The sequence below is a fragment of the Ferrovibrio sp. genome (assembly GCF_964218355.1).
In the GTDB taxonomy this organism is placed as follows: Bacteria; Pseudomonadota; Alphaproteobacteria; order Ferrovibrionales; family Ferrovibrionaceae; genus Ferrovibrio.
Map to the genome: position 1 here is coordinate 79,091 of NZ_CAXPMC010000013.1, position 26,708 is coordinate 105,798.

The 26,708-nt window shown below is 69.4% G+C and carries 31 protein-coding genes; 20 read left to right on the top strand and 11 right to left on the bottom strand.

Translation table 11 applies throughout. From position 1 onward, the window contains the following. Positions 1-36 precede the first annotated feature (36 nt). Complete coding sequence (locus ACEQZY_RS08290; RefSeq protein ID WP_341705029.1) at positions 37-951, bottom strand: NAD(P)-binding domain-containing protein; 915 nt, start codon at positions 949-951, stop codon at positions 37-39. Between the two features lie 118 nt (positions 952-1,069). Here ACEQZY_RS08290 and ACEQZY_RS08295 point away from each other — a divergent pair, with 118 nt between their 5' ends. Then, positions 1,070-1,402: a helix-turn-helix domain-containing protein gene (locus ACEQZY_RS08295; RefSeq protein ID WP_341705028.1), complete on the top strand. Its 333-nt coding sequence runs from the start codon at positions 1,070-1,072 to the stop codon at positions 1,400-1,402. Positions 1,403-1,457: 55 nt separating this feature from the next. Here ACEQZY_RS08295 and ACEQZY_RS08300 read toward each other — a convergent pair whose 3' ends face one another. After that, positions 1,458-2,231, bottom strand: a complete 774-nt coding sequence (locus tag ACEQZY_RS08300; RefSeq protein WP_370153527.1) for an SDR family oxidoreductase — start codon at positions 2,229-2,231, stop codon at positions 1,458-1,460. Between the two features lie 138 nt (positions 2,232-2,369). Between ACEQZY_RS08300 and ACEQZY_RS08305 the strand changes: the two genes are divergently transcribed. The 6 genes from ACEQZY_RS08305 (at position 2,370) to ACEQZY_RS08330 (ending at position 8,799) form a co-directional block, all read left to right on the top strand. Then, complete coding sequence (locus tag ACEQZY_RS08305; protein ID WP_341705026.1) at positions 2,370-2,813, top strand: helix-turn-helix domain-containing protein; 444 nt, start codon at positions 2,370-2,372, stop codon at positions 2,811-2,813. A gap of 59 nt (positions 2,814-2,872) precedes the next feature. Beyond that, positions 2,873-3,745, top strand: coding sequence for a LuxR C-terminal-related transcriptional regulator (locus tag ACEQZY_RS08310; RefSeq protein WP_372530175.1), 873 nt, complete (start codon positions 2,873-2,875; stop codon positions 3,743-3,745). Between the two features lie 125 nt (positions 3,746-3,870). Continuing rightward, on the top strand, positions 3,871-5,358 hold the full coding sequence (locus ACEQZY_RS08315) for a deoxyribodipyrimidine photo-lyase (protein WP_370153531.1): 1,488 nt from the start codon (positions 3,871-3,873) through the stop codon (positions 5,356-5,358). Further along, the gene (locus ACEQZY_RS08320; RefSeq protein ID WP_341705320.1) at positions 5,355-6,686 is read left to right on the top strand and encodes an FAD-dependent oxidoreductase; all 1,332 of its coding nucleotides are present in this window, start codon (positions 5,355-5,357) and stop codon (positions 6,684-6,686) included. The genes ACEQZY_RS08315 and ACEQZY_RS08320 overlap by 4 nt, the downstream gene beginning before the upstream one ends. Then, positions 6,683-7,510, top strand: coding sequence for a DUF1365 domain-containing protein (locus ACEQZY_RS08325; RefSeq protein ID WP_370153533.1), 828 nt, complete (start codon positions 6,683-6,685; stop codon positions 7,508-7,510). The genes ACEQZY_RS08320 and ACEQZY_RS08325 overlap by 4 nt, the downstream gene beginning before the upstream one ends. Next, positions 7,507-8,799, top strand: a complete 1,293-nt coding sequence (locus ACEQZY_RS08330; protein ID WP_341705318.1) for a cyclopropane-fatty-acyl-phospholipid synthase family protein — start codon at positions 7,507-7,509, stop codon at positions 8,797-8,799. The genes ACEQZY_RS08325 and ACEQZY_RS08330 overlap by 4 nt, the downstream gene beginning before the upstream one ends. 12 nt (positions 8,800-8,811) lie before the next feature. Here ACEQZY_RS08330 and ACEQZY_RS08335 read toward each other — a convergent pair whose 3' ends face one another. From ACEQZY_RS08335 to ACEQZY_RS08350, 4 genes are read right to left on the bottom strand one after another with little or no spacing between them, the layout of a single operon-like run. Further along, complete coding sequence (locus tag ACEQZY_RS08335; protein ID WP_370153535.1) at positions 8,812-9,270, bottom strand: nuclear transport factor 2 family protein; 459 nt, start codon at positions 9,268-9,270, stop codon at positions 8,812-8,814. After that, on the bottom strand, positions 9,267-10,040 hold the full coding sequence (locus ACEQZY_RS08340) for an SDR family NAD(P)-dependent oxidoreductase (protein WP_370153537.1): 774 nt from the start codon (positions 10,038-10,040) through the stop codon (positions 9,267-9,269). Before ACEQZY_RS08340 ends, ACEQZY_RS08335 begins: the two co-directional genes overlap by 4 nt. Then, entirely contained in the window at positions 10,037-10,690 is a 654-nt protein-coding gene (locus ACEQZY_RS08345; RefSeq protein WP_341705832.1) for a DUF6134 family protein, read from the bottom strand. Before ACEQZY_RS08345 ends, ACEQZY_RS08340 begins: the two co-directional genes overlap by 4 nt. After that, positions 10,669-11,397: a ChrR family anti-sigma-E factor gene (locus ACEQZY_RS08350; protein ID WP_341705833.1), complete on the bottom strand. Its 729-nt coding sequence runs from the start codon at positions 11,395-11,397 to the stop codon at positions 10,669-10,671. The genes ACEQZY_RS08345 and ACEQZY_RS08350 overlap by 22 nt, the downstream gene beginning before the upstream one ends. A gap of 91 nt (positions 11,398-11,488) precedes the next feature. Between ACEQZY_RS08350 and ACEQZY_RS08355 the strand changes: the two genes are divergently transcribed. The 6 genes from ACEQZY_RS08355 (at position 11,489) to ACEQZY_RS08380 (ending at position 15,916) form a co-directional block, all read left to right on the top strand. Then, complete coding sequence (locus ACEQZY_RS08355) at positions 11,489-11,947, top strand: gamma-glutamylcyclotransferase family protein (protein WP_370153540.1); 459 nt, start codon at positions 11,489-11,491, stop codon at positions 11,945-11,947. Next, on the top strand, positions 11,944-12,573 hold the full coding sequence (locus ACEQZY_RS08360; protein ID WP_341705425.1) for an NUDIX domain-containing protein: 630 nt from the start codon (positions 11,944-11,946) through the stop codon (positions 12,571-12,573). Before ACEQZY_RS08355 ends, ACEQZY_RS08360 begins: the two co-directional genes overlap by 4 nt. A 94-nt stretch (positions 12,574-12,667) precedes the next feature. After that, on the top strand, positions 12,668-13,669 hold the full coding sequence (locus ACEQZY_RS08365) for a cysteine synthase A (RefSeq protein ID WP_341705424.1): 1,002 nt from the start codon (positions 12,668-12,670) through the stop codon (positions 13,667-13,669). Positions 13,670-13,677: 8 nt separating this feature from the next. After that, a complete protein-coding gene (locus ACEQZY_RS08370; RefSeq protein ID WP_370153541.1) occupies positions 13,678-14,400 on the top strand; it encodes an alanyl-tRNA editing protein in 723 nt (240 codons plus the stop codon). A gap of 28 nt (positions 14,401-14,428) precedes the next feature. Then, a complete protein-coding gene (gene sseA, locus ACEQZY_RS08375) occupies positions 14,429-15,283 on the top strand; it encodes a 3-mercaptopyruvate sulfurtransferase (protein ID WP_341705422.1) in 855 nt (284 codons plus the stop codon). A gap of 18 nt (positions 15,284-15,301) precedes the next feature. After that, a complete protein-coding gene (locus ACEQZY_RS08380) occupies positions 15,302-15,916 on the top strand; it encodes a GNAT family N-acetyltransferase (protein WP_341705421.1) in 615 nt (204 codons plus the stop codon). A 114-nt stretch (positions 15,917-16,030) separates the two neighbouring features. Here ACEQZY_RS08380 and ACEQZY_RS08385 read toward each other — a convergent pair whose 3' ends face one another. Then, the gene (locus ACEQZY_RS08385) at positions 16,031-16,663 is read right to left on the bottom strand and encodes an ABATE domain-containing protein (protein WP_370153543.1); all 633 of its coding nucleotides are present in this window, start codon (positions 16,661-16,663) and stop codon (positions 16,031-16,033) included. 82 nt (positions 16,664-16,745) lie between these two features. Here ACEQZY_RS08385 and ACEQZY_RS08390 point away from each other — a divergent pair, with 82 nt between their 5' ends. Together ACEQZY_RS08390 and ACEQZY_RS08395 are read left to right on the top strand one after the other, a co-directional pair. Beyond that, on the top strand, positions 16,746-17,471 hold the full coding sequence (locus tag ACEQZY_RS08390) for an AzlC family ABC transporter permease (RefSeq protein ID WP_341704590.1): 726 nt from the start codon (positions 16,746-16,748) through the stop codon (positions 17,469-17,471). Then, positions 17,461-17,781: an AzlD family protein gene (locus tag ACEQZY_RS08395; protein WP_370153546.1), complete on the top strand. Its 321-nt coding sequence runs from the start codon at positions 17,461-17,463 to the stop codon at positions 17,779-17,781. The genes ACEQZY_RS08390 and ACEQZY_RS08395 overlap by 11 nt, the downstream gene beginning before the upstream one ends. A gap of 26 nt (positions 17,782-17,807) precedes the next feature. Here the strand turns inward: ACEQZY_RS08395 and ACEQZY_RS08400 are convergent, their stop codons facing one another. From ACEQZY_RS08400 to ACEQZY_RS08415, 4 genes are all read right to left on the bottom strand, one after another. Continuing rightward, complete coding sequence (locus ACEQZY_RS08400; protein WP_341704588.1) at positions 17,808-18,299, bottom strand: hypothetical protein; 492 nt, start codon at positions 18,297-18,299, stop codon at positions 17,808-17,810. A 94-nt stretch (positions 18,300-18,393) separates the two neighbouring features. Beyond that, a complete protein-coding gene (locus ACEQZY_RS08405) occupies positions 18,394-19,137 on the bottom strand; it encodes an amino acid ABC transporter ATP-binding protein (protein ID WP_370153548.1) in 744 nt (247 codons plus the stop codon). After that, positions 19,130-20,026: an amino acid ABC transporter permease gene (locus tag ACEQZY_RS08410; protein ID WP_370153550.1), complete on the bottom strand. Its 897-nt coding sequence runs from the start codon at positions 20,024-20,026 to the stop codon at positions 19,130-19,132. Before ACEQZY_RS08410 ends, ACEQZY_RS08405 begins: the two co-directional genes overlap by 8 nt. Before the next feature lie 52 nt (positions 20,027-20,078). Next, complete coding sequence (locus ACEQZY_RS08415) at positions 20,079-21,008, bottom strand: transporter substrate-binding domain-containing protein (protein WP_370153552.1); 930 nt, start codon at positions 21,006-21,008, stop codon at positions 20,079-20,081. A gap of 64 nt (positions 21,009-21,072) precedes the next feature. Here ACEQZY_RS08415 and ACEQZY_RS08420 point away from each other — a divergent pair, with 64 nt between their 5' ends. From ACEQZY_RS08420 to ACEQZY_RS08440, 5 genes are read left to right on the top strand one after another with little or no spacing between them, the layout of a single operon-like run. Then, complete coding sequence (locus ACEQZY_RS08420; RefSeq protein WP_370153554.1) at positions 21,073-22,287, top strand: hydrolase; 1,215 nt, start codon at positions 21,073-21,075, stop codon at positions 22,285-22,287. Positions 22,288-22,343: 56 nt separating this feature from the next. Beyond that, positions 22,344-23,357, top strand: a complete 1,014-nt coding sequence (astA, locus tag ACEQZY_RS08425; protein ID WP_370153556.1) for an arginine N-succinyltransferase — start codon at positions 22,344-22,346, stop codon at positions 23,355-23,357. Then, entirely contained in the window at positions 23,354-24,841 is a 1,488-nt protein-coding gene (gene astD, locus ACEQZY_RS08430) for a succinylglutamate-semialdehyde dehydrogenase (protein ID WP_370153558.1), read from the top strand. Before astA ends, astD begins: the two co-directional genes overlap by 4 nt. Further along, complete coding sequence (astB, locus tag ACEQZY_RS08435; RefSeq protein ID WP_370153560.1) at positions 24,838-26,196, top strand: N-succinylarginine dihydrolase; 1,359 nt, start codon at positions 24,838-24,840, stop codon at positions 26,194-26,196. Before astD ends, astB begins: the two co-directional genes overlap by 4 nt. After that, positions 26,196-26,675, top strand: coding sequence for a GNAT family N-acetyltransferase (locus ACEQZY_RS08440; protein ID WP_370153562.1), 480 nt, complete (start codon positions 26,196-26,198; stop codon positions 26,673-26,675). Before astB ends, ACEQZY_RS08440 begins: the two co-directional genes overlap by 1 nt. Positions 26,676-26,708 lie beyond the last annotated feature (33 nt).

Below are 26,708 nucleotides of genomic sequence, written 5' to 3' on the forward strand. Positions count from 1 at the left end.
CGGTGGCGCCGGCCGGCCGGCGCCACCGCCGACAGGTCATGCCGGCTGCATGTCGCGCAGCCGTACCGCCGGCTGCGGCCCGCCATCTTCGCGGAGCACCTTGATCAGCGCCGCCAGCTCCTGGTCGGCAAGGCCGGCCCGGGACGCCCGCTCCAGCCAGCCATTCACCAGCGCGGGAAGTTCGGCATTGATGCCCAGCGCCTGCGTCTCCTTCAGAATGCGCTCGACCGCACTGACGGAGATCCGCAACGGGCTTTCGCTGATGCTGAAGTCGCCCGAGCGGATCACGCCGCCCTGATGCCTGAAAAAAGCCCCGAAGCTGGGCGCGATGTCGTTCACGATGCTGCCGAAGCCGGCGACATCGACGCCTGTGGCCTCGGCGATGCGCGCGCCATGCAGGAAGCCGGCATAAGCGCCGTAGACATAGGACAGCGTGGCGAGGTCCATCACCGCCGCGGCTTCCACCCTGTCGCCCAGCCAGACCGGGTTGCCGGCCAGGATTTTCAGCATCGGCAGCACCTCGTCGAATACCGCGCGCCGGCCGCTCACCAGCACCGGCGTGTCGGGCTGGCCCATCTGGCTGGGCGCCGCCTGGATCGCCCCGTCCAGATAGCGGCCGCCATTCGCCTCGACGAAAGCGGCGGCATCCCTGGCCTCCTGCGGGCTGCCGGTGCCGACATTGGCGATCAGTCGGCCCTTCAGCGCTTCGGCCACACCGGCGCTGCGCAGGATCGCATTGGCGGCGGCATAGTCGTAGACAATGAAGAGCGAGAGCGGACTGGCGCCGATCGCCTCGGCCGGCGTGGCCGCCAGCCGGGCGCCGCGCGCCACAAGATCTTTTGCCTTGCCGGCACTGCGGTTCCACAGCGTCACGCCCTTGCCGGCCTTCAGCATCAGGTCCGCCAGCGTCAGGCCCATCGGGCCCAGTCCGATAATCGTCACATCCGTCATGATCTTCTCCTTGTGTCAGCACGGGTTGTGACGCAGAACTGGGGGCCGTACATGCCATCCGGCAAGTACGGACAAAACGGTCAGGTACGCACCGGAACGTATGTAGTGGTGGAAAACCGTGACAAAAAAATCCTATGCCTGCGGCATCGGTCCGTCCTTCGAGGCAATCGGCGGCAAGTGGAAGGCCGTCATCCTGTGGGAATTGCGCAACGGCGCGCTGCGTTTCGGCGAACTGAAGCGCCGCGTGCCCGGTGCCAGCGAAAAGATGCTGACCCAGCAGCTGCGCGAACTGCAGCGCGACAGTCTGGTCCTGCGCCATGCCTATGGCGAGGTGCCGCCGCGCGTTGAATACACGCTTTCGGACTGGGGGGTCAGCCTGAACAGGGCGCTGGCGCCGCTGGCCGACTGGGGCGAGACCTATGCAAAGGCGACCGGACGCTATCCGGGATAAGCAATCGACAAAGGGGCGGCATCGCAGCCGCCCCCTCGCTCATGTACGGGAATTGTCAGCCGCGGAAGACCGGGCCGCCGACCGGCGAACCGTTGGTGCCGCCATCGACGAAGATCTCGGCGCTGGTGATGTTCGAGGCATCACCGGAGGCGAGGAACACTGCCGTCTTCGCGATCTCCTCCGCCTCGCCCAGGCGGCCGAGCGCGATCATGCCGGCCAGCCGCTTTTCGAGCTGGGTCTTGGCATCCGCCGTGGGTGCGGCGGAATCCCAGATCGGCGTGCGGGTGGCGCCGGGCGAGACGACATTGACGCGGATGCCGCGCGGCGCCAGTTCGGAAGCCAGCACGCGGCTCATCCCGCGCACGGCGGCCTTGCTGGCCGCATAGGCCGACGAACCGGGCGAGCCCATCTGCGACATCACCGAGCCGTTCAGGATCACCGAGGCGCCGTCGCTCAGATGCGGCAGCGCCGCCTGCAGGGTGAAGAAGACGGCGGTGACGTTGGTGCGCAGCACCTGCTCGAACACCTCCAGCTTGCCGGCGCCCAGCGGCGTGGCGCCGACGATGCCGGCATTGGCGAACAGGATGTCGATCCTGCCGAAGGCCTGCGCCACCTCGGCCACCGCCCGCTCGGTGGCGGCGATGTCGGTGGCATCGGCCTGGATGGCCAGCGCGCCGGCGCCCAGTTCGGCCAGCGCGGCGTCCAGGGTGGCCCGGTTGCGGCCGGTGATGGCGACCCGCGCCCCTTCGGCAACGAAGGCCCTGGCGGTGGCGAGGCCGATGCCGCTGTTGCCGCCGGTGATCAGGGCGGTCCTGTTCTGCAGTCTCATGGTTCTCTCTCCGGGTGTCCTGGTCAGCATGAATGGTTTTAATATGAAACCATACTTGCCGTTAAAGCCGGTCTGGTTTTAATATGCAACCTCTATCGACGCCCCTGTAACGGCCGACACAGTTTCCGGAGCCCCGCCATGCGCCGCACCAGCCATGAAACCGATGCCTGCCCGATCGCCCGCTCGCTGGATGCCATCGGCGACTGGTGGTCGCTGCTGATCGTGCGCGAGGCGATGGGCGGCCGGCGGCGCTTCGGCCAGTTCCAAAAAAACCTCGGCATGGCCCGCAACATCCTGGCGGCACGGCTGCGGCGGCTGACCGAACTGGGCATCCTGCAGACGGTGCCGGCGGCCGATGGCGGCGCGCATCACGAATACGAGCTGACCGCCAAGGGCCATGACCTGCTGTGGGTGCTGGTTGCGCTCCGGCAATGGGGCGACCGCCACCAGTTCCCCGAAGGCCCCGGGCCGACCCTGCTGGTCGACCGTGCCCAGCGGCTGCCGGTCAAGCCCTTGGAACTGCACGCGGCCGATGGCCGGCTGCTGGGGCCCGGGGACATCCTGTTATTGTCCGTCGACTGAGCGCTTTCCGCAGGCCAAACGCATTCCGCCGCGGGGAATGATCGGCTAGGATACCCGCATTGCGAGCGGGGTCCCGGGTGGTCGAACCATCGGTTCATTTCATAGACGAGGATGACGGCGGCGGCCTGCCCCCGGGCCATGAGGGCGTGTGGAAGGTGCTGATCGTCGATGACGAGCCGGACGTCCATTCGCTGACCAAGCTGCTGCTGCGCAACTTCAACTACCGCAAGCGCAGCCTCGCCTTCCTGTCCGCCTATTCCGCCGGCGAGGCCCGCGACATCCTGCGCGCCCATCCCGATATCGCCCTGGTGCTGCTGGACGTGGTGATGGAGACCGAGCATGCCGGCCTCGCGCTGGCCGACTACATCCGCAACGAACTGGGCAACAAGACGGTGCAGATCGTGGTGCGCACCGGCCAGCCCGGCCAGGCGCCGCCGCTGACCGTGATCTCCAACCACGGCATCAACGACTACAAGGAAAAGACCGAGATCACCCAGCAGAGCATGATCCTGACCGTGGTGAAGGCGCTGCGGCTGTACGAGGATTTTCTGCCGAACTATCTCGCCGCCGCCAAATACGCCAACCTGACCGAGAAGGCGCGCGGCGGCGCCGACGACCGCGAATTGCTGCGCCTGCTGCGCCATGAGCTGGAACAGGACAACATCCACCTGCCGCCACGCCCGCTGGCGGTCGCCAACGAGCCGGTCGATCCCCGCCTCGCCGCCCTGACCGACCGCGAGCGCGAAGTCCTGAAATGGGTCAGCCAGGGCGATTCCAACAAGGCCATCGCCAACCGGCTGGGCGTGCAGGAGGTGACCGTGAAGGCCCATCTGCGGCAGATCTTCTCCAAGCTGCAGGTCTTCAACCGCACCCAGGCCGCCTCGCTGGCCCTGCGCCTGCTGGAACGCGACCTCGATCCCGCCGACCGCTGAATCCCGGCTACCGGTGATGCGAACCGGTGATCCGGCCGCCGCCATCCTGCGTAATAAAGAGCGAACAAACCCGAGGGCGGCCTGACCGCAATCCTCGGACCAGTCGCCTCTCCGCCCGCAGGACCATGCCCAGCCGCCCCCTTACTGCCGCCACCACCACCGGCCCCGCCATCGTCTGGTTCCGCCAGGATCTGCGGCTGGCCGACAATCCGGCACTCGTCGCCGCCGCATCCGGCGGCCGCCCGGTCATCCCGGTCTTCATCCGCGACACCACGGACCGGCTGCGGCCCATGGGCGGCGCCAGCCGCTGGTGGCTGCATCATGCCCTCGCCGCCCTGCGCGACGCCCTGAAGCGGCGCCATGGTCTCGACCTGCTGCTGCTGTCGGGCGATCCCGCCACCCTGCTGGCCGATCTCGTGCGCCACACCGGCGCCGCGGCGGTCTGCTGGAACCGGCTGTATGAACCGGCCGCGATCCATCGCGACACGGCGATCCGCAGCCTGCTGAAGGAAGCCGGCGTCACCGTCGAAACCTGCAATGCCGGGCTGCTGTATGAACCCTGGACGGTGCAGACCCGGGCCGGCGGCTGGTTCCGCGTCTTCACGCCGTTCTGGCGCGCCTGCCTGGCCGGCGGCGGGCCTGCCGCGCCGGCGCCGGCACCGAAACACGTGGCCATCTGGGACGGGCAGCCCGAAGGCGAGCAACTGGAAGACTGGGCGCTGCTGCCGCAGCAGCCCGACTGGGCCGGCGGCCTGCGCGAAAGCTGGCAGCCCGGCGAGGCCGGCGCCGCCGCGCGGCTGGCGGCTTTTCTCGACGCGGCGCTGGCCGGCTATGCCGATGGCCGCGACCGGCCGGACCGCGAGGCCACCTCGCGGCTGTCGCCGCATCTGCATTTCGGCGAGATCGGCCCGCGACAGGTCTGGCAGGCCGTGCAGATGCATGTCGCACAGCATGGCGGCGATGCCGCAAAATTCCTTGCCGAGCTGGGCTGGCGCGAATTCTCGCATCACCTGCTCTATCATTTTCCCGACCTGCCGCAGCGGAATTTCCGCGACAGCTTCGATGCCTTCCCGTGGCAGGAGGATGCCGGCCTGCTGCGCAGCTGGCAGCGCGGCCGCACCGGTTATCCGCTGGTCGATGCCGGCCTGCGCGAATTGTGGGCGACCGGCTGGATGCATAACCGCGTGCGCATGATTGCCGCCTCCTTCCTGGTCAAGCATCTGCGCCTGCACTGGCGCGAGGGCGAAGCCTGGTTCTGGGACACGCTGGTCGATGCCGATGCCGCCAGCAATGCCGCCAGCTGGCAGTGGGTGGCCGGCTCCGGCGCCGATGCCGCCCCCTATTTCCGCATCTTCAATCCGGTGGTGCAGGGCGAGCGATTCGATCCGGCCGGCAGCTATGTCCGCCGCTGGCTGCCACAGCTTGAAAAGCTGCCGGACAAATTCATCCACAAGCCGTGGGCGGCGCCGGCAGCGGTGCTGCGCGACGCCGGCGTGACGCTCGGCCGCGACTATCCGGCACCGATCGTCGATCATGACCGTGCCCGCAAGGCGGCACTGGCGGCTTTCGCCACACTGCGCAATGATGCTGGCGAGGCGACGGGGGAATCATGACCGACCAGACAGGCGGGCGCGGCCAGCGTATTGCCGTGATCGGCGCAGGCATCAGCGGCCTGGGCGCGGCCTGGGCACTGGCCCGGCAGCATGACGTGACGGTCTTCGAGGCCAATGCCTATCCGGGCGGGCACAGCAACACCGCTGCCATCGACTATGACGGCCGCGAGATCGCGGTGGATACCGGCTTCATCGTTTTCAACGACCGCAACTACCCGAACCTGCTGCGGCTGTTCGCCTGTCTGGACGTGCCCTCGGCTCCCAGCGACATGTCGTTCTCTGTCTCGGTGGGCGATGCCCGCCGGCGCGGCAGGCTCGAATGGGGCGGCAGCAATCTCGCGACCCTCTTCGCGCAGAAACGCAACCTGCTGCGTCCCGGTTTTCACGGCATGCTGCGCGACATCCTGCGCTTCAACCGGGCGGCGCCGCGCGACCTTGCCGCCGGCAGCCTCGCCGGCCGGACACTCGGCGAATATCTTGCCGCCGGCGGCTATGGCACGGCCTTCACGCTGGATTACCTGCTGCCGATGGGCGCGGCGATCTGGTCGTCGCCACTGGGCGAGATGACCGCCTTCCCGGCCGAGACCTTCATCCGCTTCTTCGCCAACCACGGCCTGCTGACCATCGACGACCGCCCGCAATGGTCGACGGTGACCGGCGGCAGCCGCGAATATGTGCGCCGCCTGGTCGCGGCCGGCGGCTTCGCCCTGCATCTGGAACGGCCGGTGCGCAACCTGTGGCGCAGCGCCGACGGCGTGACGGTGATGGCCGGCGGCCGCATGGAGCAGTTCGACCAGGTGGTGCTGGCCTGCCATGCCGACCAGGCCCTGCGGCTGCTGGGCGGCGAGGCCAGCCCGGCCGAGCGCAGGATTCTCGGCGCCTTCCGCTTCCAGCGGAACCGCGCCGTGCTGCACCGCGACCCGGCGCTGATGCCGGTGCGCCGTGCGGTGTGGTCGAGCTGGAACTACCTGTCCGAGCCGCGCCGCGACCTGCAGCGCCGGGTGGCGCTGACCTACTGGATGAACCGGCTGCAGGGCATCGACGAAAGCTGCCCGCTATTCGTCACGCTCAATCCGGTCGAGGAGCCGGCGGCGGACAGAACCTTCGCCAGTTTCGAATACGAGCATCCGCTGTTCGACCGCGCCGCCATCGAGGCGCAGGCGCGACTGCCCGACATCCAGGGCCGCGACCGGCTGTGGTTCTGCGGTGCCTGGTGCCGCTACGGCTTCCACGAGGACGGTTTCACCGCCGGCCTGCAGGTTGCCGCAGGCCTCGGCATCGCCGATCCCTTCGCGGCGGCCCCGCCGCTGCACCAGGCGGCCGAATGACCGGCATGCCGGAAGCCGGCCTCTACTGGTGCCGGGTGACGCACCAGCGCCTGCTGCCGTTCCGGCATGCCTTCAGCTATCGCGTCTTCTCGCTGCTGGTCGATCTCGACGCCCTGCCCGATGCGGCGCGGCGGCCGCGCCTGCTGCGGCACAACCGCTTCGGCCTGCTCAGCATCCATGACCGCGACCACGGCCCCCGCGACGGCACGCCGCTGCGGCCATGGGTGGAGGCGGCACTGCGCCAGCAGGGCCTGGACGATGCCGGCCACCGCATCCTGCTGTTCTGCTTTCCGCGGCTGTTCGGTTATGTGTTCAATCCGCTCAGCGTCTATTACTGCTACGATGCCGGTGGCCGGCTCGGCGCCGTGCTGTATGAAGTGAAGAACACCTTCGGCGACCAGCATGGCTACCTGGTGGCGGTGCCGCGCCAGGCCAACCGCAGCGGCATGCTGGCCCAGCATGCCGCCAAGCGTTTCCATGTCTCGCCCTTCCTGCCGCTGCAGGGCGCCTATGATTTCCGCATCCTGCCGCCGGGCGAGACGATCGGCATCGTGATCCGCCAGACCGGACCCGGCGGCGCCCTGCAGATGGTGGCCAGCCAGACCGGGCGGCGCGCCCCGCTGACCGATCACAGTCTGTTGAAGGCAGTCATCCGCCATCCGCTGATGACCGTAAAAGTCATCGCCGCGATCCACTGGCAGGCCCTGCAGCTGTGGCGGAAGGGTGCCGCGTTCTTCCGCTGGAGCGCGCCGCCCGACCAGCCCGTCTCGGCCGGCAGGCCCGGGAACGCAACCGCATCGAGGAACCGGGAGCAGACCATATGAGCGAAGCCTATGCCGAACGCCGCGGCGCCCTGTCCGCGCCCGAGGCCGCCGGCCTGCCGCAGAACGGCGATCCGGTACTGCTGCACAGCCTGCAGGACGGTCTCGGTCTTGCCGATGTGCCGCGCTGGACCCGGCTGCTGCTGGCCCTGGCACCGCGCATCAGCCATGGCAGCATCACCGTCACCCTGCCCGATGGCCGCGCCTTCGTTGCCCGCGGCAGCGAACCGGGTCCCGCCGCCGATCTCGCGATCCGTGACCACCGTTTCGCCAGACGCCTGCTGCTGGGCGGCAACCTCGCGGTGGGCCAGGCCTATATCGAGGGTGGCTTCGACAGCGACGACCTTGCCGCGCTGACCGAATTCGCCTGCCGCAACAGCGATCTCGATTCCACCCTGATGGGACGGCCCTGGCTGCGCCTGCTGCGGCGGGTCGGTTTCGCGCTGGCCGCCAACAGCCGGCGCGGCAGCCGGCGCAACATCGCCTACCATTACGATCTCGGCAACGACTTCTACCGGCAGTGGCTCGATCCCTCGATGACCTATTCCGCCGCCCTGTGGCCGCGCGGCGACGAGACGCTGGAACAGGCGCAGCGCGCCAAATACCGCCGCCTCGCCGGCACGGTGCTGCAGCTGCGGCCCGGCAGCCGGGTGCTGGAGATCGGCTGCGGCTGGGGCGGCTTCGCCGAACTGGCGGCGAAGGAATTCGGCGCCCGCGTGCATGCCGTCACCATCAGCCGCGAACAGCATGACTATACCAGCCGCCGCATCTTCGAGGCCGGCCTGGCCGAACGGGTGCGCGTCGAACTGCGCGACTACCGCGACCTCGACGGACAGTATGATGCCATCGCGTCCATCGAGATGATCGAGGCGGTGGGCGAGAAATTCTGGCCGGTCTATTTCCGCCAGCTGCGCGACCGCCTGCAGCCGCAGGGCCGCATCGGCCTGCAGGTGATCATGATTGCCGACCGCTATTTCGAGAGCTACCGCGGCACCATGGATTTCATCCAGGCCTATATCTTCCCCGGCGGCATGCTGCTGTCGCCGGCCACCATCGCCGCGCAGAGCCGCGCCGCCGGCCTCGCCGTCACCGACTGCCTGACCTTCGGCGCCGATTATGCCCGCACCCTGCGGCTGTGGCGCCAGCGTTTCGAGGCGGCCTGGCCGCAGATCGAAAGCCTCGGCTTCGATACGCGGTTCCGCCGCATGTGGCGCTATTACCTGGCCTATTGCGAGGGCGGCTTCAATGCCGGCGCCATCGACGTGGCGCATTACGGCTTCGCGCGGGACTGACGGCCGCCGTCCTCAGCGATGCTGCAGGCGGCCGCGCACCCAGCGCACCAGCGGCCCCAGCAGCGGCAGCCGGGCATAGAACTGCGCGCCGGCATCCCAGTGATCGAGATGGGCCCTGACGAGGCCGTCGGGCGCGAAATGCAGCTCGCTGACCCCGACCGCGGTCCACGGCACCGCCCCGCCGAAGCGGCGCGGCCGGTAGCGGAAGGTCCATTTCAGGAAGGCCTCGTCGCCCTGCCGCAGGCTGCCATCGATGGTGAAGCCGATATCCGTGCAGTCGCGGTACATCTGGGCGAAGACCGCCTTCATCGCCGCGCGGCCGCGGATGTCGTTGAAGGGATCGCGGAAATGCACGTCGTCGGTGACCAGGCCGTCCAGCCGGTCGAGGCTGTCCGGCGTCAGCGTGGCAAAGAAATCCGCGTAGCGGCGCAGGCCAGCGCCGATTGCATCCTCCGGGTCCGGCATCGTCATCCCGTCGCCCTCCGCACCAGCGGGAAATAGGCCGGATAGGGCAGCAGCCGCAGCGCCTTCATGATCAGCGCGAACTGCCACGGAAACACGATCTCGAACTGCCGTCCGTATTCCAGCGCCTGCCACAGCCGCGCCGCGGCCGCCTCCACCGGCATCAGGAAAGGCATCGGAAACCGGTTGCGGTCGGTCAGCGGCGTCTTCACGAAGCCCGGATTGACCAGCCGCACGGCGACGCCGCTGCCTTCCAGATCCAGCCGCAGCGCCTCTGCCATATTGATCAGCGCCGCCTTGCCGGCACCGTAGGCCGCCGCCGTCGGCAGGCCGCCATAGCCGGCCAGCGAGGCGACGATGGCGATCTGCCCGCTGCGGCGGGCCAGCATCGCCGGCAGCACCGCCTCGATGCCGTTGGCCGCCGTCATCACATTGGCCTCCAGCAGCTGGCGCAGGGTTGCGGCGCTGAAATCGCGGCCCGGCATCGGCCGGTGGGTGCCGGCATTCAGCAGGGCCAGCCGCACCGGGCCGATCTCCGTCTCGATCCGCCGCACGACGGCGGCGGTGGCGGCGGCCTCGGTCAGGTCGGCCGGCAGCGCATGGAAGCGGCCGGTGCAGCCGGCGGCCTCGGCAGCCAGGCTGTCCAAGGTCTCCGCCCGCCGCGCGGTGCCCGCCACCACCGCCCCGGCACGCAGGAAGCGCAGGGCCGTGGCGCGGCCGATGCCCGATCCGGCACCGGTGATCCAGACCGTGCCCGGCGCGGTTCCGGCCGCGGTCATTTGCGGCGGTAGTCGATGGACGAGCCGTCCATCGCCCGGAAGGCGGATTTCACCCAGTTGCCCTCGGCATCGTACCAGAGATACCAGTCGAACTCGCCGGTGACATGGTAACGCCGGGCCGGCACCGGCGCGTTGCCGAGGCTGGCCGTCTCGTAGCGGGCCGGACGGATCGACACGTCAAGGACATGGCCGTCCTGGCTGTCCATGATCGGCCGGCGCTCGACGAAGTCGCTGCGCCAGTAGCTGGTCGGCATGGTCTGCGCCGGCAGCAGGCCTTGATAGCCGGAGCCGTCGACGCGCAGGGCATCGCCCTCGGCCACCGCGTTCAGGTATTCGGCTTTGCCGTCGTTGTCGGTGGTCGACCGCAGGCGGACCAGCCGGTCGCCCCGCCAGACCTCCTCGGAACTATGGGTGTAGCGGTACAGCGTCAGCACGCCGGCCATGGTGACGCGGAAATCGATGTCGATGGCAACCCGGGTCTCGTCGCCATCGCGGGTGATCGTCACCCGGTGATGGCCGATCGGCGTGCCGTCGCGCCGCACCTCGAATTCCAGCACCTGCGGCTCCGGTGCCGGCGCGGCCGCCGCCGGCACGGCAGCCGCCAGCAGAAGCAGCAGCGCGCAGATGTTCAGGAGGACAGCTTTGACCATTGGTTCAGTATCCAGCCGAAACTGCCGCTGAACCGCAGCGGCGCATCGGTCACTGCCAGGCAGATGCAGGGCTCGCCCGCCATCGCCACCGGGCGATGCTCGGTGCTGCCATCGGCGATCTCGACATCGCCGCGGCGGAAGGCGCCGGCGTCGTCGGTGAAACCGCCGCTGAGCACCAGGGTCATTTCCTCGCCGGCATGGCTGTGCCGCGGCATGCCGGTGCCCGGCGCGATGCGCAGCAGGCTGGCCATGCCGCCGCGCGCCTTCTGCACCGGCAGCGCGAAGGCATGCAGGCCGGCGCCGCTCCAGCGCCAGGGGATGCGGTCGACCCCGCCGGAAAGATAGGCCCGCAGCGGCGCCGGCAGGCCGCCCCCGGCTGCCGGCTCCGGCTGCGGCCGAACCTTCTGCTGCCGGGTCTTCTCCTGCATGTCCGGGGCCGGCTCCTGGGGCCCCAGCCGCGCCGCGATGGCGGCAAAGCCGGCGGGCTGCATGGGCTGCGGCGGCATTTCTTCCAGCAGGCGGCCGCCCAGTGCCTCGATGGCGGCCAGTTCGGCGCGGCAATGCGGGCACAGGGTCAGATGGCAGGCGACCACCAAGGACCAGGCCTCGCCCAGGCTGCCGCTGGCGTAATCCAGCAGCAACTCGGCCGGAATATGATGCTCCGGCAGAATCGGCGCGGCGGCGCTATGCATTTCGGTCACGGTCATGGGCTTTGCGAATTGGCATCCATTTCTCTACTAGATGTACGCAGCTTTTGCGCGTGTGGATCAATCCCCGGAGGCGTCGGACGGTCTGCCCATGGCGTATTTTTTCTACGGAACGCTGTGCGATCCGGATGTCCTGCGTCTCGTGCTGGGCTACCGCCCGGGCCCCCGCCAGCTCAGCCCCGCCATTTTGGCCGGTTTTCGCCGCAAAACGGCGCGCGGCCGGGGCTATCCGGTGCTGGTCCCGGCGCCGGCAGGCCGCATTGCCGGCCTGGTCTTCCGCCCGGCCCGGCCCGGCGACCACCGGCGGCTTGCCGATTATGAGGGGCCCGAATATGTGGCCCGGCTGCTGCCCGTCCGGCCCATCGCCGCGCCGGCCGCCGCCGGCCTGCCGCGCGTCCGCGTCTTCCTCGCCGCCCGGGGCCCGCAGGGGGGCTCGCGCCTGCCGCCGGGCAGCGAGGACTGGCTGCCGGCCCGCTGGCGCCGCCGCGACAAGACCCGCTTCATCGCCTCCCTCATGACACAAGGCCCGGTTCCATGCGCCCATCCGTGACCAACCAGCCCCGCCCGGTCGAGATCATCCGGCAGACGCCGGCCTTCCGCGCCCATCTCAAGGTCGACGAACTGATCCTGCGGCACGGCCTGTTCGATGGCGGCATGAGCGACGAGATGTCGCGCGAAGTGGTCTGGCGCCGCGATGCGGTCTGCGTGCTGCCCTATGATCCGGTCCGCGACGAGGTGGTGCTGATCGAGCAGTTCCGCGCCGCCCTGCTGTTCAACGGCGACCCGGCCTGGTCGGTCGAGGTGGTGGCCGGCCTGATCGAGGATGGCGAGAGCATCGAGGATGTCGCCCGGCGCGAGCTGAAGGAGGAAAGCGGGCTGGAGGCGATCGGCCCGCTGCTGCCGGTCACCAATGTCTATTCGACACCGGGTTTCTGCTCGGAGCGCTTCCACATGCTCTGCGCCCGGGTCGACGCCGCCGGCGCCGGCGGCATCCACGGACTGGATCACGAGCATGAGGATATCCGGGTTTTCGCCCTGCCCTTCGCCGACGCCTTTTCCCAGTGGGAAGGCGGGAAAATATCGAATACGCCGATGGCGATCGGCCTGCTGTGGCTGGCGCTGCACCGCAACCGGCTGCGCCGGGACTGGGCGGACCCGCGCGGCTTGCGACCCTGACCCCCCGCCGGTATAGGATGGACCCGGGGAGATTTCACCAGTCTGCCGCCCTGACCGCGCGTCGGGCCGGCCGGGCCCATCCACCGGAAGCGTCATGGATATTCGCAAGGACTTTATCGACAGCATCGGCCGCACGCCGCTGATCCGCCTGAAGCGTGCCTCCGAGCTGACCGGCTGCGAGATTTACGGCAAGGCCGAATTCATGAATCCCGGCGGTTCCGTCAAGGACCGCGCGGCCCTGTTCATCGTGCAGGATGCCATCAAGCGCGGCGCCCTGCGGCCCGGCGGCACCATCGTCGAGGGCACGGCCGGCAATACCGGCATTGGGCTGGCGCTGGTCGGCAATGCGATGGGGTTCCGCACCGTGATCGTGATGCCGGAAACCCAGAGCCAGGAGAAGAAGGATTTCCTGCGCCTGTGCGGCGCCGATCTGCGGCTGGTGCCGGCGGTGCCCTACAAGGACCCCAACAACTACGTGAAATTCTCCGGCCGTCTGGCCGAGGAGATGGCGAAGACCGAGCCGAACGGCGCGATCTGGGCCAACCAGTTCGACAATGTCGCCAACCGCGAGGCGCATTACCGCACCACCGGGCCGGAGATCTGGCAGCAGACCGGCGGCAAGGTTGACGGCTTCACCTGCGCGGTCGGTTCCGGCGGCACGTTTGCCGGCGTGCTGATGGCACTGAAGGAGCGCAATCCGAAGGTGCAGGTGGCGCTGGCCGATCCGATGGGCGCCGCGCTCTACAGCTATTACAAGACCGGCGAACTGAAATCCGAAGGCAGCTCGATCACCGAGGGCATCGGCCAGGGCCGCATCACTGCCAACCTGGACGGCATCACCCCCGACGATGCCTTCCAGATTCCCGACGAGGAAGCCCTGCCGGTGGTCTACGACCTGCTGCAGCATGAGGGCCTGGTGCTGGGCGGCTCCAGCGGCATCAACGTCGCCGCCGCCATCCGCCTGGCAAAGAAGATGGGCCCCGGGCACACCATCGTCACCATCCTCTGCGATGGCGGTGCCCGCTATCAGAGCAAGATGTTCAATCCGGAATTCCTGCGGTCGAAGAAGCTGCCGGTGCCGCCCTGGATGGCATGAGGTCCGCGATGACCGAGTTCCTGTTCCGCGAGAATGCCTATCTGAAGGACTGCGGCGCTGTGATCACCGCGATCGACGAACGCGGCTTCCAGACCGACCGCACCGTCTTCTATCCCACCGGCGGCGGCCAGCCGGGCGATACCGGCCGGCTGCTGCTGGCCTCGGGCGAGACCGTCGAGATCGCCAATACCGTGAAGGGCGACGGGCCGGACGGCATCATCCATGTGCCCGCTGCCGGCAGCGCGGCCCTGAAAGTGGGAGCCGCCGGCAAACTGGAAATCGACTGGGACCGCCGGCACCGGCTGATGCGCATGCATACCTGCCTGCATCTGCTGTCGGCGCTGGTGCCCTTCCCGGTCACCGGCGGCTCGGTCGGCGACGGCAAGGGCCGGCTGGATTTCGACATGGCCGACAGTATTCCGGACAAAGACACGCTGACCGCGAAGCTGAACGACCTGATCGCGGCCGATCACGCGGTGACGGCGCGCTGGATCACCGACGCGGAGCTGCAGGGCAACCCCGATCTGGTCAAGACCATGGCGGTGAAACCGCCGATGGGCCATGGCCGCGTGCGGCTGATCGAAGTGGCCGGTGCCGACCGGCCGCTGGACCTGCAGGCCTGCGGCGGCACCCATATCGCGCGCACCGGCGAGATCGGTCCGGTGGTGGTGCGCAAGGTCGAGAACAAGGGCCGGCAGAACCGCCGCGTCAACATCGAGTTCGCGGCCTGACGCCGCACAGCAGTCTGGAGAGCCGGCCATGGATTACACCAACAGCGACGCACTGGTTTCGACCGAATGGCTGGCGCAGCACATGAATGCGCCGGACCTGCGCATCGTCGATGCCTCCTGGTATCTGCCGGCGATGCAGCGCGACGGCCGGGCGGAATATCACCAGCGCCACATACCCGGCGCAGTCTATTTCGACATCGACGAGATTTCCGACAGCGACAGCCCGCTGCCCCACATGCTGCCCAGCGCGGAGAAATTCGCCAGCCGGGTGCGCCGCATGGGCATCGGCGACGGCAACCGTGTCGTCGTCTATGACGGCAGCGACAACCACCTGTCCGCCCCGCGCGCCTGGTGGATGTTCCGCGTCTTCGGCCACGAGGATGTCGCGGTGCTGAATGGCGGCCTGAAGAAATGGATGGCCGAGGGCCGGCCGGTCGAGGATCTGCCGCCGCTGCCGCGCGAGCGGCATTACACCGCCCGGCGCAACGGCCTGCTGGTGCGCGATGCCGACCAGGTGCGGATCAATCTGGGCAGCCACCGCGAGCAGGTGGTGGATGCGCGCAGCCGCGGCCGCTTCGAGGGTACCGAGCCGGAGCCGCGCGCCGGCCTGCGCGGCGGCCACATCCCGGGCTCGACCTGCGTGCCTGCCGCCCAGATGACCGATCCCGCCACCGGCCTGTTCCGCCCGGCCGATGCGCTGCATGCGCTGTTCACCGAAGCCGGCATTGCCTTCGACCGGCCGGTGATCACCACCTGCGGCTCCGGCGTTTCGGCCTGCAGCCTGACGCTCGGCCTGCACCTGCTCGGGCATCGCCAGGTCTCGGTCTATGACGGCTCGTGGACCGAATGGGGTGGCCGCACCGACCTGCCGGTCGAGCGCTGAGGGCGGGGGCCGTTTCCCGTGGCGGAGGCCCGCGACAGCATGCCCGGCCGCGTCGAGGCGGCAATCTTCCGCATGGCGCCGCCGCAGCTGCTGCCCGACGGGCGCTTCAACGTCACCGTCGTCTATCTCGAAATGACCCGCGCGCCGGCCGCCGATGCACCGAACCCGCCGCCGCTGGTGCCGAAGCTGTCGCTGCTGAAACTCGACCGGCCGACGGTCGGCTTCTACCGCTATCTCTACGAGACCGTGGGCAAGGCCTGGCACTGGGTCGACCGCAACCGGCTGAGCGATCTGGCGCTGGGCCAGATCATCACCGACCCGAAGGTCGAGATCTGGGTGCCCTATATCGGCGGCGTGCCGGCCGGCTATATCGAACTGGACCGCCGCGACGAGGAGATGGCGCCGGCCAGGCCGGTCAACATCGCCTATTTCGGCCTGGTGCCGGATTTCTTCGGCCGCGGCATCGGCCCCTGGCTGCTGCGCGCCGGCATCCGCCAGGCCTTTTCCTACGGCACCCAGCGGCTGACGGTGAATACCTGCAATCTCGACCATCCGGCCGCCCTGCCGCTATACCAGAAATGCGGCTTCCGGCCCTACGAGACCCGCGAGGCGCCCTTCGACCCGCGGCTGTGAGTCCGGCGCAAAACTGGCCCGGACTCCGCTTCGCGCAACTTTCTTTCTGGCCGTGTGAGCAATTTCAATGGCTTGCCTGGGGGTGTTTCACGTGAAACACATCGAGAACGATAGTCAGGCCCGGCCGGTCGCCCGCCGGTAATGCCGTTTCGCCTTGGCCCGGTTGCCGCAGCCCTCCATCGAGCACCAGCGGCGGCCGCGGTTGGGGCTGGCATCCACGAACAGCCAGCCGCAGCCCGGACCGGCACAGCAGCGCACCCGCCCCAGCCGGTCGGAGGCCAGCAGTTCGGCGGCCTGATGGGCGATGCGGATGATCGGCGCCGACAGGCCGAGCCCGGCCCGCGGCTCGGCCCAGGCATAGCCGCCGCCCGGCCGCGCCACCAGCCGCGCCGTTGCCGGAGTGGCGGCCAGCCAGTGATTCAGCCGTTCCAGATCGGCGGTGGCGGGCTGCCCGCCCGCGGTTGCCGCCGCCACCAGCCGGTGCAGCGCCTCGCGCAGGGCCACCGCCTCGGCCAGGGCCTCGGCCGCCGCTTCTGGTTCGGCCGCCGCGGCGCCGTCCAGCGCCTTTGCCTCGCGCGGCTCCAGCAGGCCGCCGCGACTGGCCCAGACGAGCAGGGCCTGATAGGAGACCAGGCATTCCTCGGCCGCATCGGCCCGGCCGCGCCAGTCCAGCGTGTTGATGAAGTCCAGCGCCGGATGCCCGCCCAGCGGTTCGAGCTGCAGGATGCGCAGCGGTCCTCCGGTCATGCCCGATGCCCTGTCAGTGACCCTGTCATTCTAACCACCATACCGGTTGACGGGGCCGCCGCCAAGTCCTAGCGTCCCGGCCATGACCGACTCCGTCCTCCCCGCCGGCCCCGAACCCGGCCTGCCCGCCAGCTTCACCCGGGGCGGGGTGTGGCATGGCATGAAGCTGACCCTGCCCTACAGCGTCAGCGCCCTGCCCTTCGGCCTTGCCTTCGGCGCCGCCGCGGTGGGCGCCGGCGTCTCGCCGGGCGAGGCCGTGCTGATGAGTGCGCTGGTCTTTGCCGGCAGCGCCCAGTTCGCCGTGCTCAGCCTGTGGGCCGGCCCGCTGCCGGTGCTGGCCATCGTGCTGACCACCCTGCTGGTGAATGCCCGCCACGTGGTGATGGGCGCCGCCCTGCAGCCCTTCCTGGCCGGCCTGCCGCAGCGGCTGACGCTGGCCATGGCCGGCGGCATGACCGATGGCGGCTGGGCCATCGCCCTGCAGGAGGCGATGCGCGGCCGCCGCGATATCGGCATCCTGTGCGGCACCATCGTCATGCAATGGCCGGTCTGGGTCGGCGGCACCGCCATCGGCGCCCTGATCGGCGCCACCGGCATGGACCCGAAACGCTGGGCGCTCGACCTGGTGATCGCCGGTGTCTTCACCACCTCGGTGATCAGCCTGTTCCGCGGCCGCGGCGACGTGCTGCCCTGGCTGGGCGCGGTGGCCGGCACGCTGGCCGCCCTGCTGTGGCTGCCGGGCAACTGGTATGTGCTGATCGGCGCGCTCTGCGCCGGCCTTGTGGGGTTGCTGCGCCGTGACGACTGATCTCTTCGCCGTCGACCCCATCGCGCTGGCCGCCATCCTCGGCATGGCGGTGGCGACCTATCTCACCCGCGCCGGCGGCTTCTGGCTGATGGGCCATGTTGCCATCTCGCCGCGGCTGGAACGCTTCCTGCGCCACATGGCCGGCGGCGTGCTGATCGCCATCGTCACCGCGGCGGTGTTCAACGGCGACGGCCCGCTGTGGATCGGGCTCGGCATCGTGGTGCTGGTGATGCTGACCATGCGCAAGCCGATCCTGGCGCTGGCGGCCGGCGTGGCCGGCACCATCCTGCTGCGGCTGCTGGGGTTCTAGCCCGGCCCGCGAGCGGAGGCCGCACCCTAACGTAAACTGACCGTGCCGCTGCCCGGCGTGGAAGCCCAGTCAACCACCTGCCAGCCACCGCCAACCGCGCGGCGCACCCGGTAACTGGTCGGCGGCGCCGGCGTCGTGCTGCAGTCGGGCGCATCGAGCTGAAGACCGCAATGGCGACCGGCAATGGCGATCACCGCCTCGTCCGGCGTGGTCTGCACGGCGCCGGCAATGCGATAGCTCCACCAGTAGGCCGGCCGCGCCGGGCCGGCAAACAGCACGCCGCCGGCCTGCGGCGGCCGCCAGACCGCCCAGCACAGGCTCTCGTCGCGGTTGGCGAAACAGGCCAGCAGGGTTTCGACGGCGCAGAGCGGGGTGCTGGGGCTGCCGATACAGGCACTGTCGCTGCGGTCGGCCGGGCCGATCAGGCGGTACTGCCCGCCGGGATCGACCGCAGGCAGCTGGGCCGCGGCAGGCAGGGCAAACAGCAGGCATAACAGAAGGATGACGCGAAACCGCATGACTCTCCTCCCTGGTTGTTATGCCGGGAGTATAGCATGCCGCCGCCGGCGCGCCGCCGGCTTTTTGCGGCGACGGCCGTTAGCACAGAAACGGTCAGTGCAGGATCTGGCTGAGGAACAGCTTGGTGCGCTCGTTCTGCGGATTGGCGAAGAACTCGTCGGGCCGGTTCTGCTCGACGATCTCGCCGCGGTCCATGAAGATCACCCGGTTGGCCACCTTGCGCGCGAACCCCATTTCGTGGGTGACGCAGAGCATGGTCATGCCGCCCTCTTCCGCCAGCTCGATCATCACGTCGAGCACTTCCTTCACCATCTCGGGATCGAGCGCCGAGGTCGGCTCGTCGAACAGCATGATCTTCGGGTTCATGCACAGCGAGCGGGCGATGGCGACGCGCTGCTGCTGGCCGCCGGAGAGCTGCCCCGGATACTGGTCGTGCTTGTCGCCCAGACCGACCTTGTCGAGCAGCCGCAGGGCCTGCTCGCGCGCCTGCGCCTCGGCGACACCGCCGACGATGCGGGGTGCCAGCATCAGGTTCTGCAGCACCGTGCGATGCGGAAACAGGTTGAAGGCCTGGAACACCATGCCGACGCGGGTCCGCAGGCGGTTCAGGTTCGTGCGCCGGTCGTGCACCGCCTCGCCCAGCACCCGGATCTCGCCAGCGCTGATCGGCTCCATCGCGTTGAGCGTGCGCAGCAGCGTCGACTTGCCCGAGCCGCTCGGGCCGACGATGCAGACCACCTCCCCGCGCGCAACCGTCAGCGACACCTCGTCCAGTGCGGCAACGCCGTTGCCGTAGGTCTTGCAGACACCGCGCGCCTCGATCAGGACCTCAGTCATGGGCGAGCCTGCGTTCGAGCCGTCGTACCCAAATCGACAGCGCGCCGGTGAGCAGCAGGTACATCGCCGCGACCGTGAACCAGACCTCGAAGGGGCTGAAGGTCGAGCTGACGACCTCGCGGCCGGCCTTGGTCAGATCCGTCAATGCCATCACCGACACCAGCGAAGAGTCCTTGATCAGGTTGATGAACTGCCCCGCCAGCGACGGCAGCGACTTCTTGAACGCCTGCGGCAGCACGACGTGTCGCATCGCCTGCGGGTAGGACAGGCCGAGGCTGCGCGCGGCCTCCATCTGGCCACGCGGCACGGCCTCGATGCCGGCGCGCACGATCTCGGCGACATAGGCTCCGGTGAACACCGACAGCGCGGCCACGCCCGCCGTGAACGCCGACAGGTTCATCACCGTGCCGACGAAGAAGTAGAAGATGAAGATCTGCACGAGCAGCGGCGTGCCGCGGATCAGCTCGACGTAGGTCGCCGAGAGCGCGCGTGCCGCCGGATTGTGCGCGACCCGGCCAAGCCCGGCGACGACGCCGATGGCGAGCGCGAACAGCAGCGACAGCGCCGACAGCTTGAGCGTGAGCCACAGTCCCCAGACCAGCGGTCCGGCGGCGATGCCGGAGCGCATCGCGATCGCATCGCCCTCGAACACCAGGTCGCCGTCGCCGCTGAGCACGCGGTCCAACGCGTCGATCCGCACCCGCTCGGCCGTGCGCAGGGACTCGACCTCGAGACTGCGCCCGTCGTCGGCAAGCTTCACGAAGCCGTCGAACGGCGCCACCACCTCCTCGCCGTCGAAACTCACGACGTACTGGGGAATGCGCTCCCAGTGCCAGTTGTAGTCGACGCGCTGCGCCGCGGCGTAGACCCCGTAGCCGAGCGCGACCATCACTGCCGCGTACAGGACGTACCAGCCCCAGGGTCGCACGGCCCGCCCCGGGTCAGCCGGCGACATTCTTCAACCAGGCCGTGTTCTCGAACCACTTGCGATAGAGCGCATCGTAGATGCCCTCGTCGCGGATCTGCCGCAGGAAGTTGTTCAGCCAGTTGAGAAAGTCGGGGTCGCCCTTGCGCACCGCCCAGCCGAGCGCCTCGCGGGTGAACGGCTCGCGCAGGTGCACCACCGAATCCGCGAACCGCGCGGCGTAGATGACGTTGTAGGGCAGGTCGTAGACGAAGGCGTCGGCGCGACCGCTGCGCACCTCGATGGTCGCGTCGGCCTCGCTTTCGAAGCTCCTGATCCGCGCCTTGGGCATGAAGCGCCGCGCGGCGATGTCGCCCGTCGTCCCGAGCTTGGTGGCGATCGTGTAGCGCTCGTCGTCGAGCTGGCTGTAGCTGCTGATCGTCTCCCGATGCTTGGGGTTCATCAGGACCGACTGGCCGATGTAGATGTAGGGGTCCGTGAAGTTGACCTGCAGGTTGCGCTCCGGCGTGATCGTCATGCCTCCCATCAGCACATCGAACTTGTCAGTCAGCAGCGCCGGGATGATGCCGTCCCACTGCGTGTTCACTAGCGTCAGTTTCACACCCATCGACTTGGCCATCAGCCGGGCCAGATCGACGTCGAAGCCGATGATGTTGCCCTTGCGGTCGAGCATCTCGAACGGCATGTAGCCGGCTTCGAGCCCCACGCGCAACTCGCCGCGCTTGAGGATCTGGTTGAGCGTCGACTGCTCCCACAGCGTCTGGTCCGACGCCCACACCGGCAGGCATGTCAGCAGGGCGAGCAACAGACTGGCACAGACCGATCGAATCATCACGATGAACCTTGTCGAGTCGTCCCGCCCGCACGGCTGCCTGCGGGCACGCGTCCGGAAGAAGAGGCCGTGGGCATCCGCCGCTTCCCGGCGCACCCCCAGGATTCCCCTCATGCGTAATATCCGCGTGCAGGACACGATGTAGATTCCCCCGATTAGAACAGAACGGGTCCGGCCGATGCGAGAGGAGTTCGCCCCCTTCCTGCAGTGGATCGACGCGCAGTTGCCGGAAATGCGCGACGCCCTGGTGCAACTGTCCGACCAGAACTCCGGCAGCTTCAACGCCGCCGGCGTGCGCGCGGTCGGCGAGCGCCTGCGCGAACGCTTCGCGCCGCTCGGCTGCACGCACGAGTGGATCGAACTGCCGGCCTTCGTGTCGACCGCGGACGACGGACGCCCGCGCGAACACCCCGTCGGACCGGCGCTGCGCCTGCGCCAGCGGCCCGATGCGCCGCTGCAGGTGTTTCTCGGCGGCCACCTCGACACCGTCTTCGGGCCGGATCATCCGTTCCAGAAGACACGTCCGGACGGCGACGACGGCCTGCACGGCCCCGGCGTCGCCGACCTCAAGGGCGGGTTGCTGGTGATGTGGGCCGCGCTCGCGGCGCTCGAGCGCAGCCCGTGGCGCGAACGCATCGGCTGGGAAGTCCTGCTCAACCCGGACGAGGAGATCGGCTCCGCCGGCTCCGATCCCCTGCTGCGCGCCGCGGCCGGCCGCAACCGTTTCGGCCTGATCTACGAGCCCTCGTTTCCCGATGGCGGACTGGCGTCGGGCCGCAAGGGCAGCGGCAACTTCGATGTCGTCGTCCACGGTCGCGCCGCGCATGCCGGCCGCAACCCGGAGGAAGGCCGCAATGCGCTGCGCGCCGCGGCCGACGCGATCCGCGCGATCGACAGCCTCAACGGCAGCCGCGACGGTGTGACGCTCAACGTCGGCTATGCCCACGGCGGCGGCCCGCTGAACGTCGTGCCGGACCTCGCGGTCTTCAAGCTGAACGTGCGCACCGCGATTCCGGACGATCAGTGCTGGGTGCAGGAACAACTCGACCGCATCCTGATCGGCGCGCAGCGTGACGGCATCCGCTTCGAGCTGCGCGGCGGCTTCACCCGGCCGCCGAAAATCGTCGGCGCCCGCGCGCAGACGCTGATCGACTGGCTCGGCGACTGCGGGCGCGCCCTCGGCACGCCACTCGCGTTCAAGCCCACCGGCGGCTGCTGCGACGGCAACAATCTCGCCGCACACGGCCTGCCGAACGTCGACAACCTCGGCGTCGTCGGCCGCGATATCCACTCGGACGCCGAGCGCATGCGCGTCTCGTCGCTGACCGAGCGCGCGAAGATCTCCGCGCTGCTGCTGCTGCGCTGCGCCAGCGGCGAACTGGAGTGGCACTGACATGACGGCCCGCCTCGACCGCACCGGACGGCGCGCCGCGCCGGGGGACATCTGACATGCGCTACATCCGCCCGATCGAAGCCGACGACCTCGACGCCCTGCTGCAGATGGCGCGCACCGCGGGCGCCGGATTCACCTCGCTGCCGCCCGACCGCGACACCCTGCGCGCCAAGGTCGAACGCTCGCTCGCGTCCTTCGCCGAGGACGTGCGCGAACCCGGACACCAGCGCTACATGTTCGTGCTTGCCGAATCGCAGACCGGAGAGATCGGCGGCTGTTGCGCCGTCGAGGCGGCCTGCGGCCTCGACGAGCCGTTCTACAACTACCACGTCGGCCTCACCGTCCACGCCAGCCGCACGCTGGACGTGTACACGCGCGTGCCGACGCTCTATTTGTCGAACGACCTCACCGGCACGAGCGTGCTGTGCTCGCTGTATCTGGCCCCGGCATTCCGCGAGAGCGGCATCGGGCATCTGCTGTCGAAGTCGCGCTTCCTGTTCATCGCGGGGCAGCGCCCGCGCTTCGCCGACAAGATCATCGCGGAAATGCGCGGCGTCTCCGACGAGACCGGCCGCTCGCCGTTCTGGGAGGGGCTGGGCCGTCACTTCTTCAGCATCGAGTACGAGCGCGCCGAACACATCGTCGGCCAGGGCAACAAGGCGTGCATCGCCGAACTGATGCCGACGCACCCGATCTACACCACCCTGCTGCCGCCTGAGGCGCAGCAGGTCATGGGACGCGTGCACGAACAGACCGCGCCGGCGCTCAAGCTGCTGGAGCAGGAGGGCTTCCGCTACCAGCGTTACATCGACATCTTCGACGGGGGACCGACGGTGGAGGCGCCGACAGCCCAGGTACGCTCGATCCGGCGTTCGCGGCTGCTGCGCGTGCGCGTCGGCGAGCCAGCCGGACGCGGCCTGCCGCATCTGGTCTCCAACCAGTCGCTGGGCGGCTTTCGCTGCGTGCTTGCCCCGCTCACGCCGCAGCAGGACAGTGTGAGCCTGACACCGGAATTGGCGACGACCCTGGGCCTCGCCGAAGGCGACAACGCACGCGTGGTGGCGCTATGACGCAGACGGATTTCAAGACGACCGGGGAGCTGTATCTCGACGGACGCTGGCGCGGCGGCGCCGGTCCGGCGTTCGAGAGCCTTGCCCCGCACGATGGGCGCCGCGTCTGGCAGGGCCATGCGGCCGACATCGCCGATGTCGACACCGCGTTCGCGGCCGCGCGCGCGGCGTTCCCGGCCTGGGCCGATCGCCGCTTCGACGAGCGCGCGACGCTGGCGCGCGCGTTCGCCGTCATGCTCAAGGACCAGTCGGAGCCGCTGGCGCGCTGCCTCGCCGAGGAGACCGGCAAACCGTTGTGGGAGGCCCGCACCGAGGTCGCCGCCATGGTGGGCAAGATCGAGCTGTCGATCCGCGCCAATCGTGAACGCACGGGCGAGCACGAACAGGCCACCGATTTCGGCCGCCACGTCCTGCGCCACCGGCCGCACGGCGTCGTCGCGGTCTTCGGGCCGTACAACTTTCCCGGTCACCTGCCCAACGGCCACATCGTGCCGGCGCTGCTCGCCGGCAACTGCGTGCTGTTCAAGCCCAGCGAACTGACGCCGGCCACGGCGGAAATGACCGTGCGACTGTGGGAGCGTGCCGGCATCCCCCCCGGCGTGCTGCAGTTGCTGCAGGGCGAGCGCGCCACGGGCGAGGCCATCGCCGCCCATGTGCAGCTCGACGGCCTGTACTTCACCGGCAGCCAGCGCACCGGCGCCCTGCTCCACCGCCAGTTCGCGGCGGACAGCGGTCGCATCCTCGCCCTGGAACTCGGTGGCAACAACCCCCTGATCGTCCGCGCCGTGGCAGACACCGACGCCGCGGTACTCGACACGGTGCAGTCGGCCTTCATCACCAGCGGTCAGCGCTGTACCTGTGCGCGCCGGCTGTTCGTGCCGCGCGGCGGCTGGGGCGACGCCTTCGTCGAACGTCTCGTGGCGGTGACGCGCGGTCTGCACATCGAGCGCTGGAACGCGGAGCCGCCACCGTTCATGGGACCGGTGATCAGCGCCCGCGCCGCCGACCAGTTGCTGGCGGCGCAGGAGCGGTTGCTCGCGGACGGCGCCCACAGCGTGCTGCCGCTGCGACGGCTCGACCTCGGTCCGGCCTTCCTCGCCCCGGGCATCATCGACGTGAGCACGCTCGCCGAAGTGCCGGACGAGGAGCACTTCGGCCCCCTGCTGCAGCTGATCCGCTACGACACGCTCGACGAGGCCATTGCCGGCGCCAACCGCACGCGCTACGGCCTGTCGGCCGGCTTCATCGGCGAGGATGCCGACGAGTACGAGCGCTTCCGCCTGCGCATCCGCGCCGGCATCGTCAACTGGAACCGGCCGACGACCGGCGCCTCGGGCGCCTTCCCCTTCGGTGGTGTCGGCGTCAGCGGCAACCACCGGCCGAGCGCGTACTACGCCGCGGACTACTGCGCGTATCCGGTCGCCAGCAGCGAGGCGCCGCAGCCGCTGCAACCGGCACAACTGCCGCCGGGACTGCTGCCGTGACCGTGATTCCGTCCGCCCTCACCCTCGAAGCCAACTTCGATGGCCTCGTCGGGCCGACGCATCACTACGCCGGGTTGTCCTTCGGCAACGTCGCCTCCGAGCGCAATGCGCACCGCGCCGCCAACCCGCGCGAAGCCGCCCGCCAGGGGCTGATGAAGATGCAGGCGCTGGCGGCACAGGGCCTGCCGCAGGGCGTGCTGCCGCCGCAGGAGCGTCCGCACCTGCCGACGCTGCGGCGGCTCGGCTACAGCGGCACGGATGCGCGGGTTCTCGCGCGCGTCGCGCGCACGGCGCCGGAGCTGCTGTCGGCGGTGTCGTCGGCCTCGGCGATGTGGACCGCGAACGCCGCGACCGTCTCGCCCAGTGCCGACTGCGCCGACGAGCGGGTGCACTTCACGCCGGCCAACCTGTGCACGAACCTGCATCGCGCGATCGAGGCCGACACGACCGCGCGCATCCTCAAGGCCGTGTTCCCGGACCCGAGCCACTTTGCCCACCACGTCCCGCTGCCGGCCACGCCGACCCTCGGCGACGAGGGCGCCGCCAACCATACGCGCCTGTGCAGCGACTACGGCGACGCCGGCCTGGAACTGTTCGTCTACGGTCGCGGCGGCGACGACGAGGCGCGGCCGGTCCGCTATCCGGCGCGGCAGACCCGGCTGGCATCGATGTCGGTCGCGCGCCTGCACGAACTCCGCAAGACCGCGACGTTCTTCGCCCAGCAGCACCCGGACGCGATCGACCGCGGCGTGTTCCACAACGACGTCATCGCCGTCGGCAATCGCGAGGTGCTGCTCCATCATGAACAGGCCTTCGTCGATACCCAGGCCCTGCGCCGCTGGATCTGCACGCGTTTCCAGGGCGCGCGGCGCCCGGCCCTGGTCGAGATCTCGACGTCCGAAGTCGGCCTCGACGAGGCGATCGCGTCCTACCTGTTCAATTCGCAGCTGGTCTGTCCGCCGGGGGGCGGCATGCGCCTGATCGTGGCGCGCGAATGCGAGGAGTCGGCGCCGGTCTGGGCTGCACTGCAACGCATCCTCGCCGACCCGGCCAACCCGATCGACGGCATCTCGGTGTTCGACCTGCGTCAGTCGATGCACAACGGCGGCGGGCCGGCCTGCCTGCGTCTGCGCGTCGTACTCACCGAGACCGAACGCGCCGCTGTGGCGCCGGGCATCTGGATCACGCCCAAGCGCCACGCCGACCTGCTGAGCTGGGTGGACAAGCACTATCGCGACCGGCTCACGCCTGACGACCTGGCCGACCCACAGCTGCTCGAGGAGAGTCGCACCGCCCTGGACCGGCTGACGCGCCTGCTCAAGCTCGGCAGTCTCTACGATTTCCAGCGCAACTGATGTCCGGAGACGTGCAGACACCGCCGACCGGCCTGCGCTGGCAGTGGATCGACTGGCCCGGCTTCGACCCGGACACGCTCTACGCCCTGCTCAAGCTGCGTTCCGACATCTTCGTCGTCGAGCAGAACTGCGCCTATCCGGACATGGACGGCCTCGACCCGCAGTGCCGACACCTGGTGGGCCGCGACGGCAACGGCGCCGTCCAGGCCGGCCTGCGGCTGGTGCCCCCGGGCGTCAAGCATGCAGCCCCCGCGCTGGGGCGACTGGTCGTCGCGCCTTCCCTGCGCGGCACCGGACTCGGCCGCGCCCTGATGCGCGCCGGCCTCGAGGGCTGCAAACGCTGGTACCCGGGACAGCACGTGTTCCTGTCGGGCCAGCAGCATCTCGAAGACTTCTACCGCACGCTGGGCTTCGAAACCGTCTCCGCCCCCTACCTGGAAGACGGTATCCCGCACGTGGACATGCTCAGGCCGGCCTGAAGGCGGACGCTATACTCGCGCGGCACCCGCCCC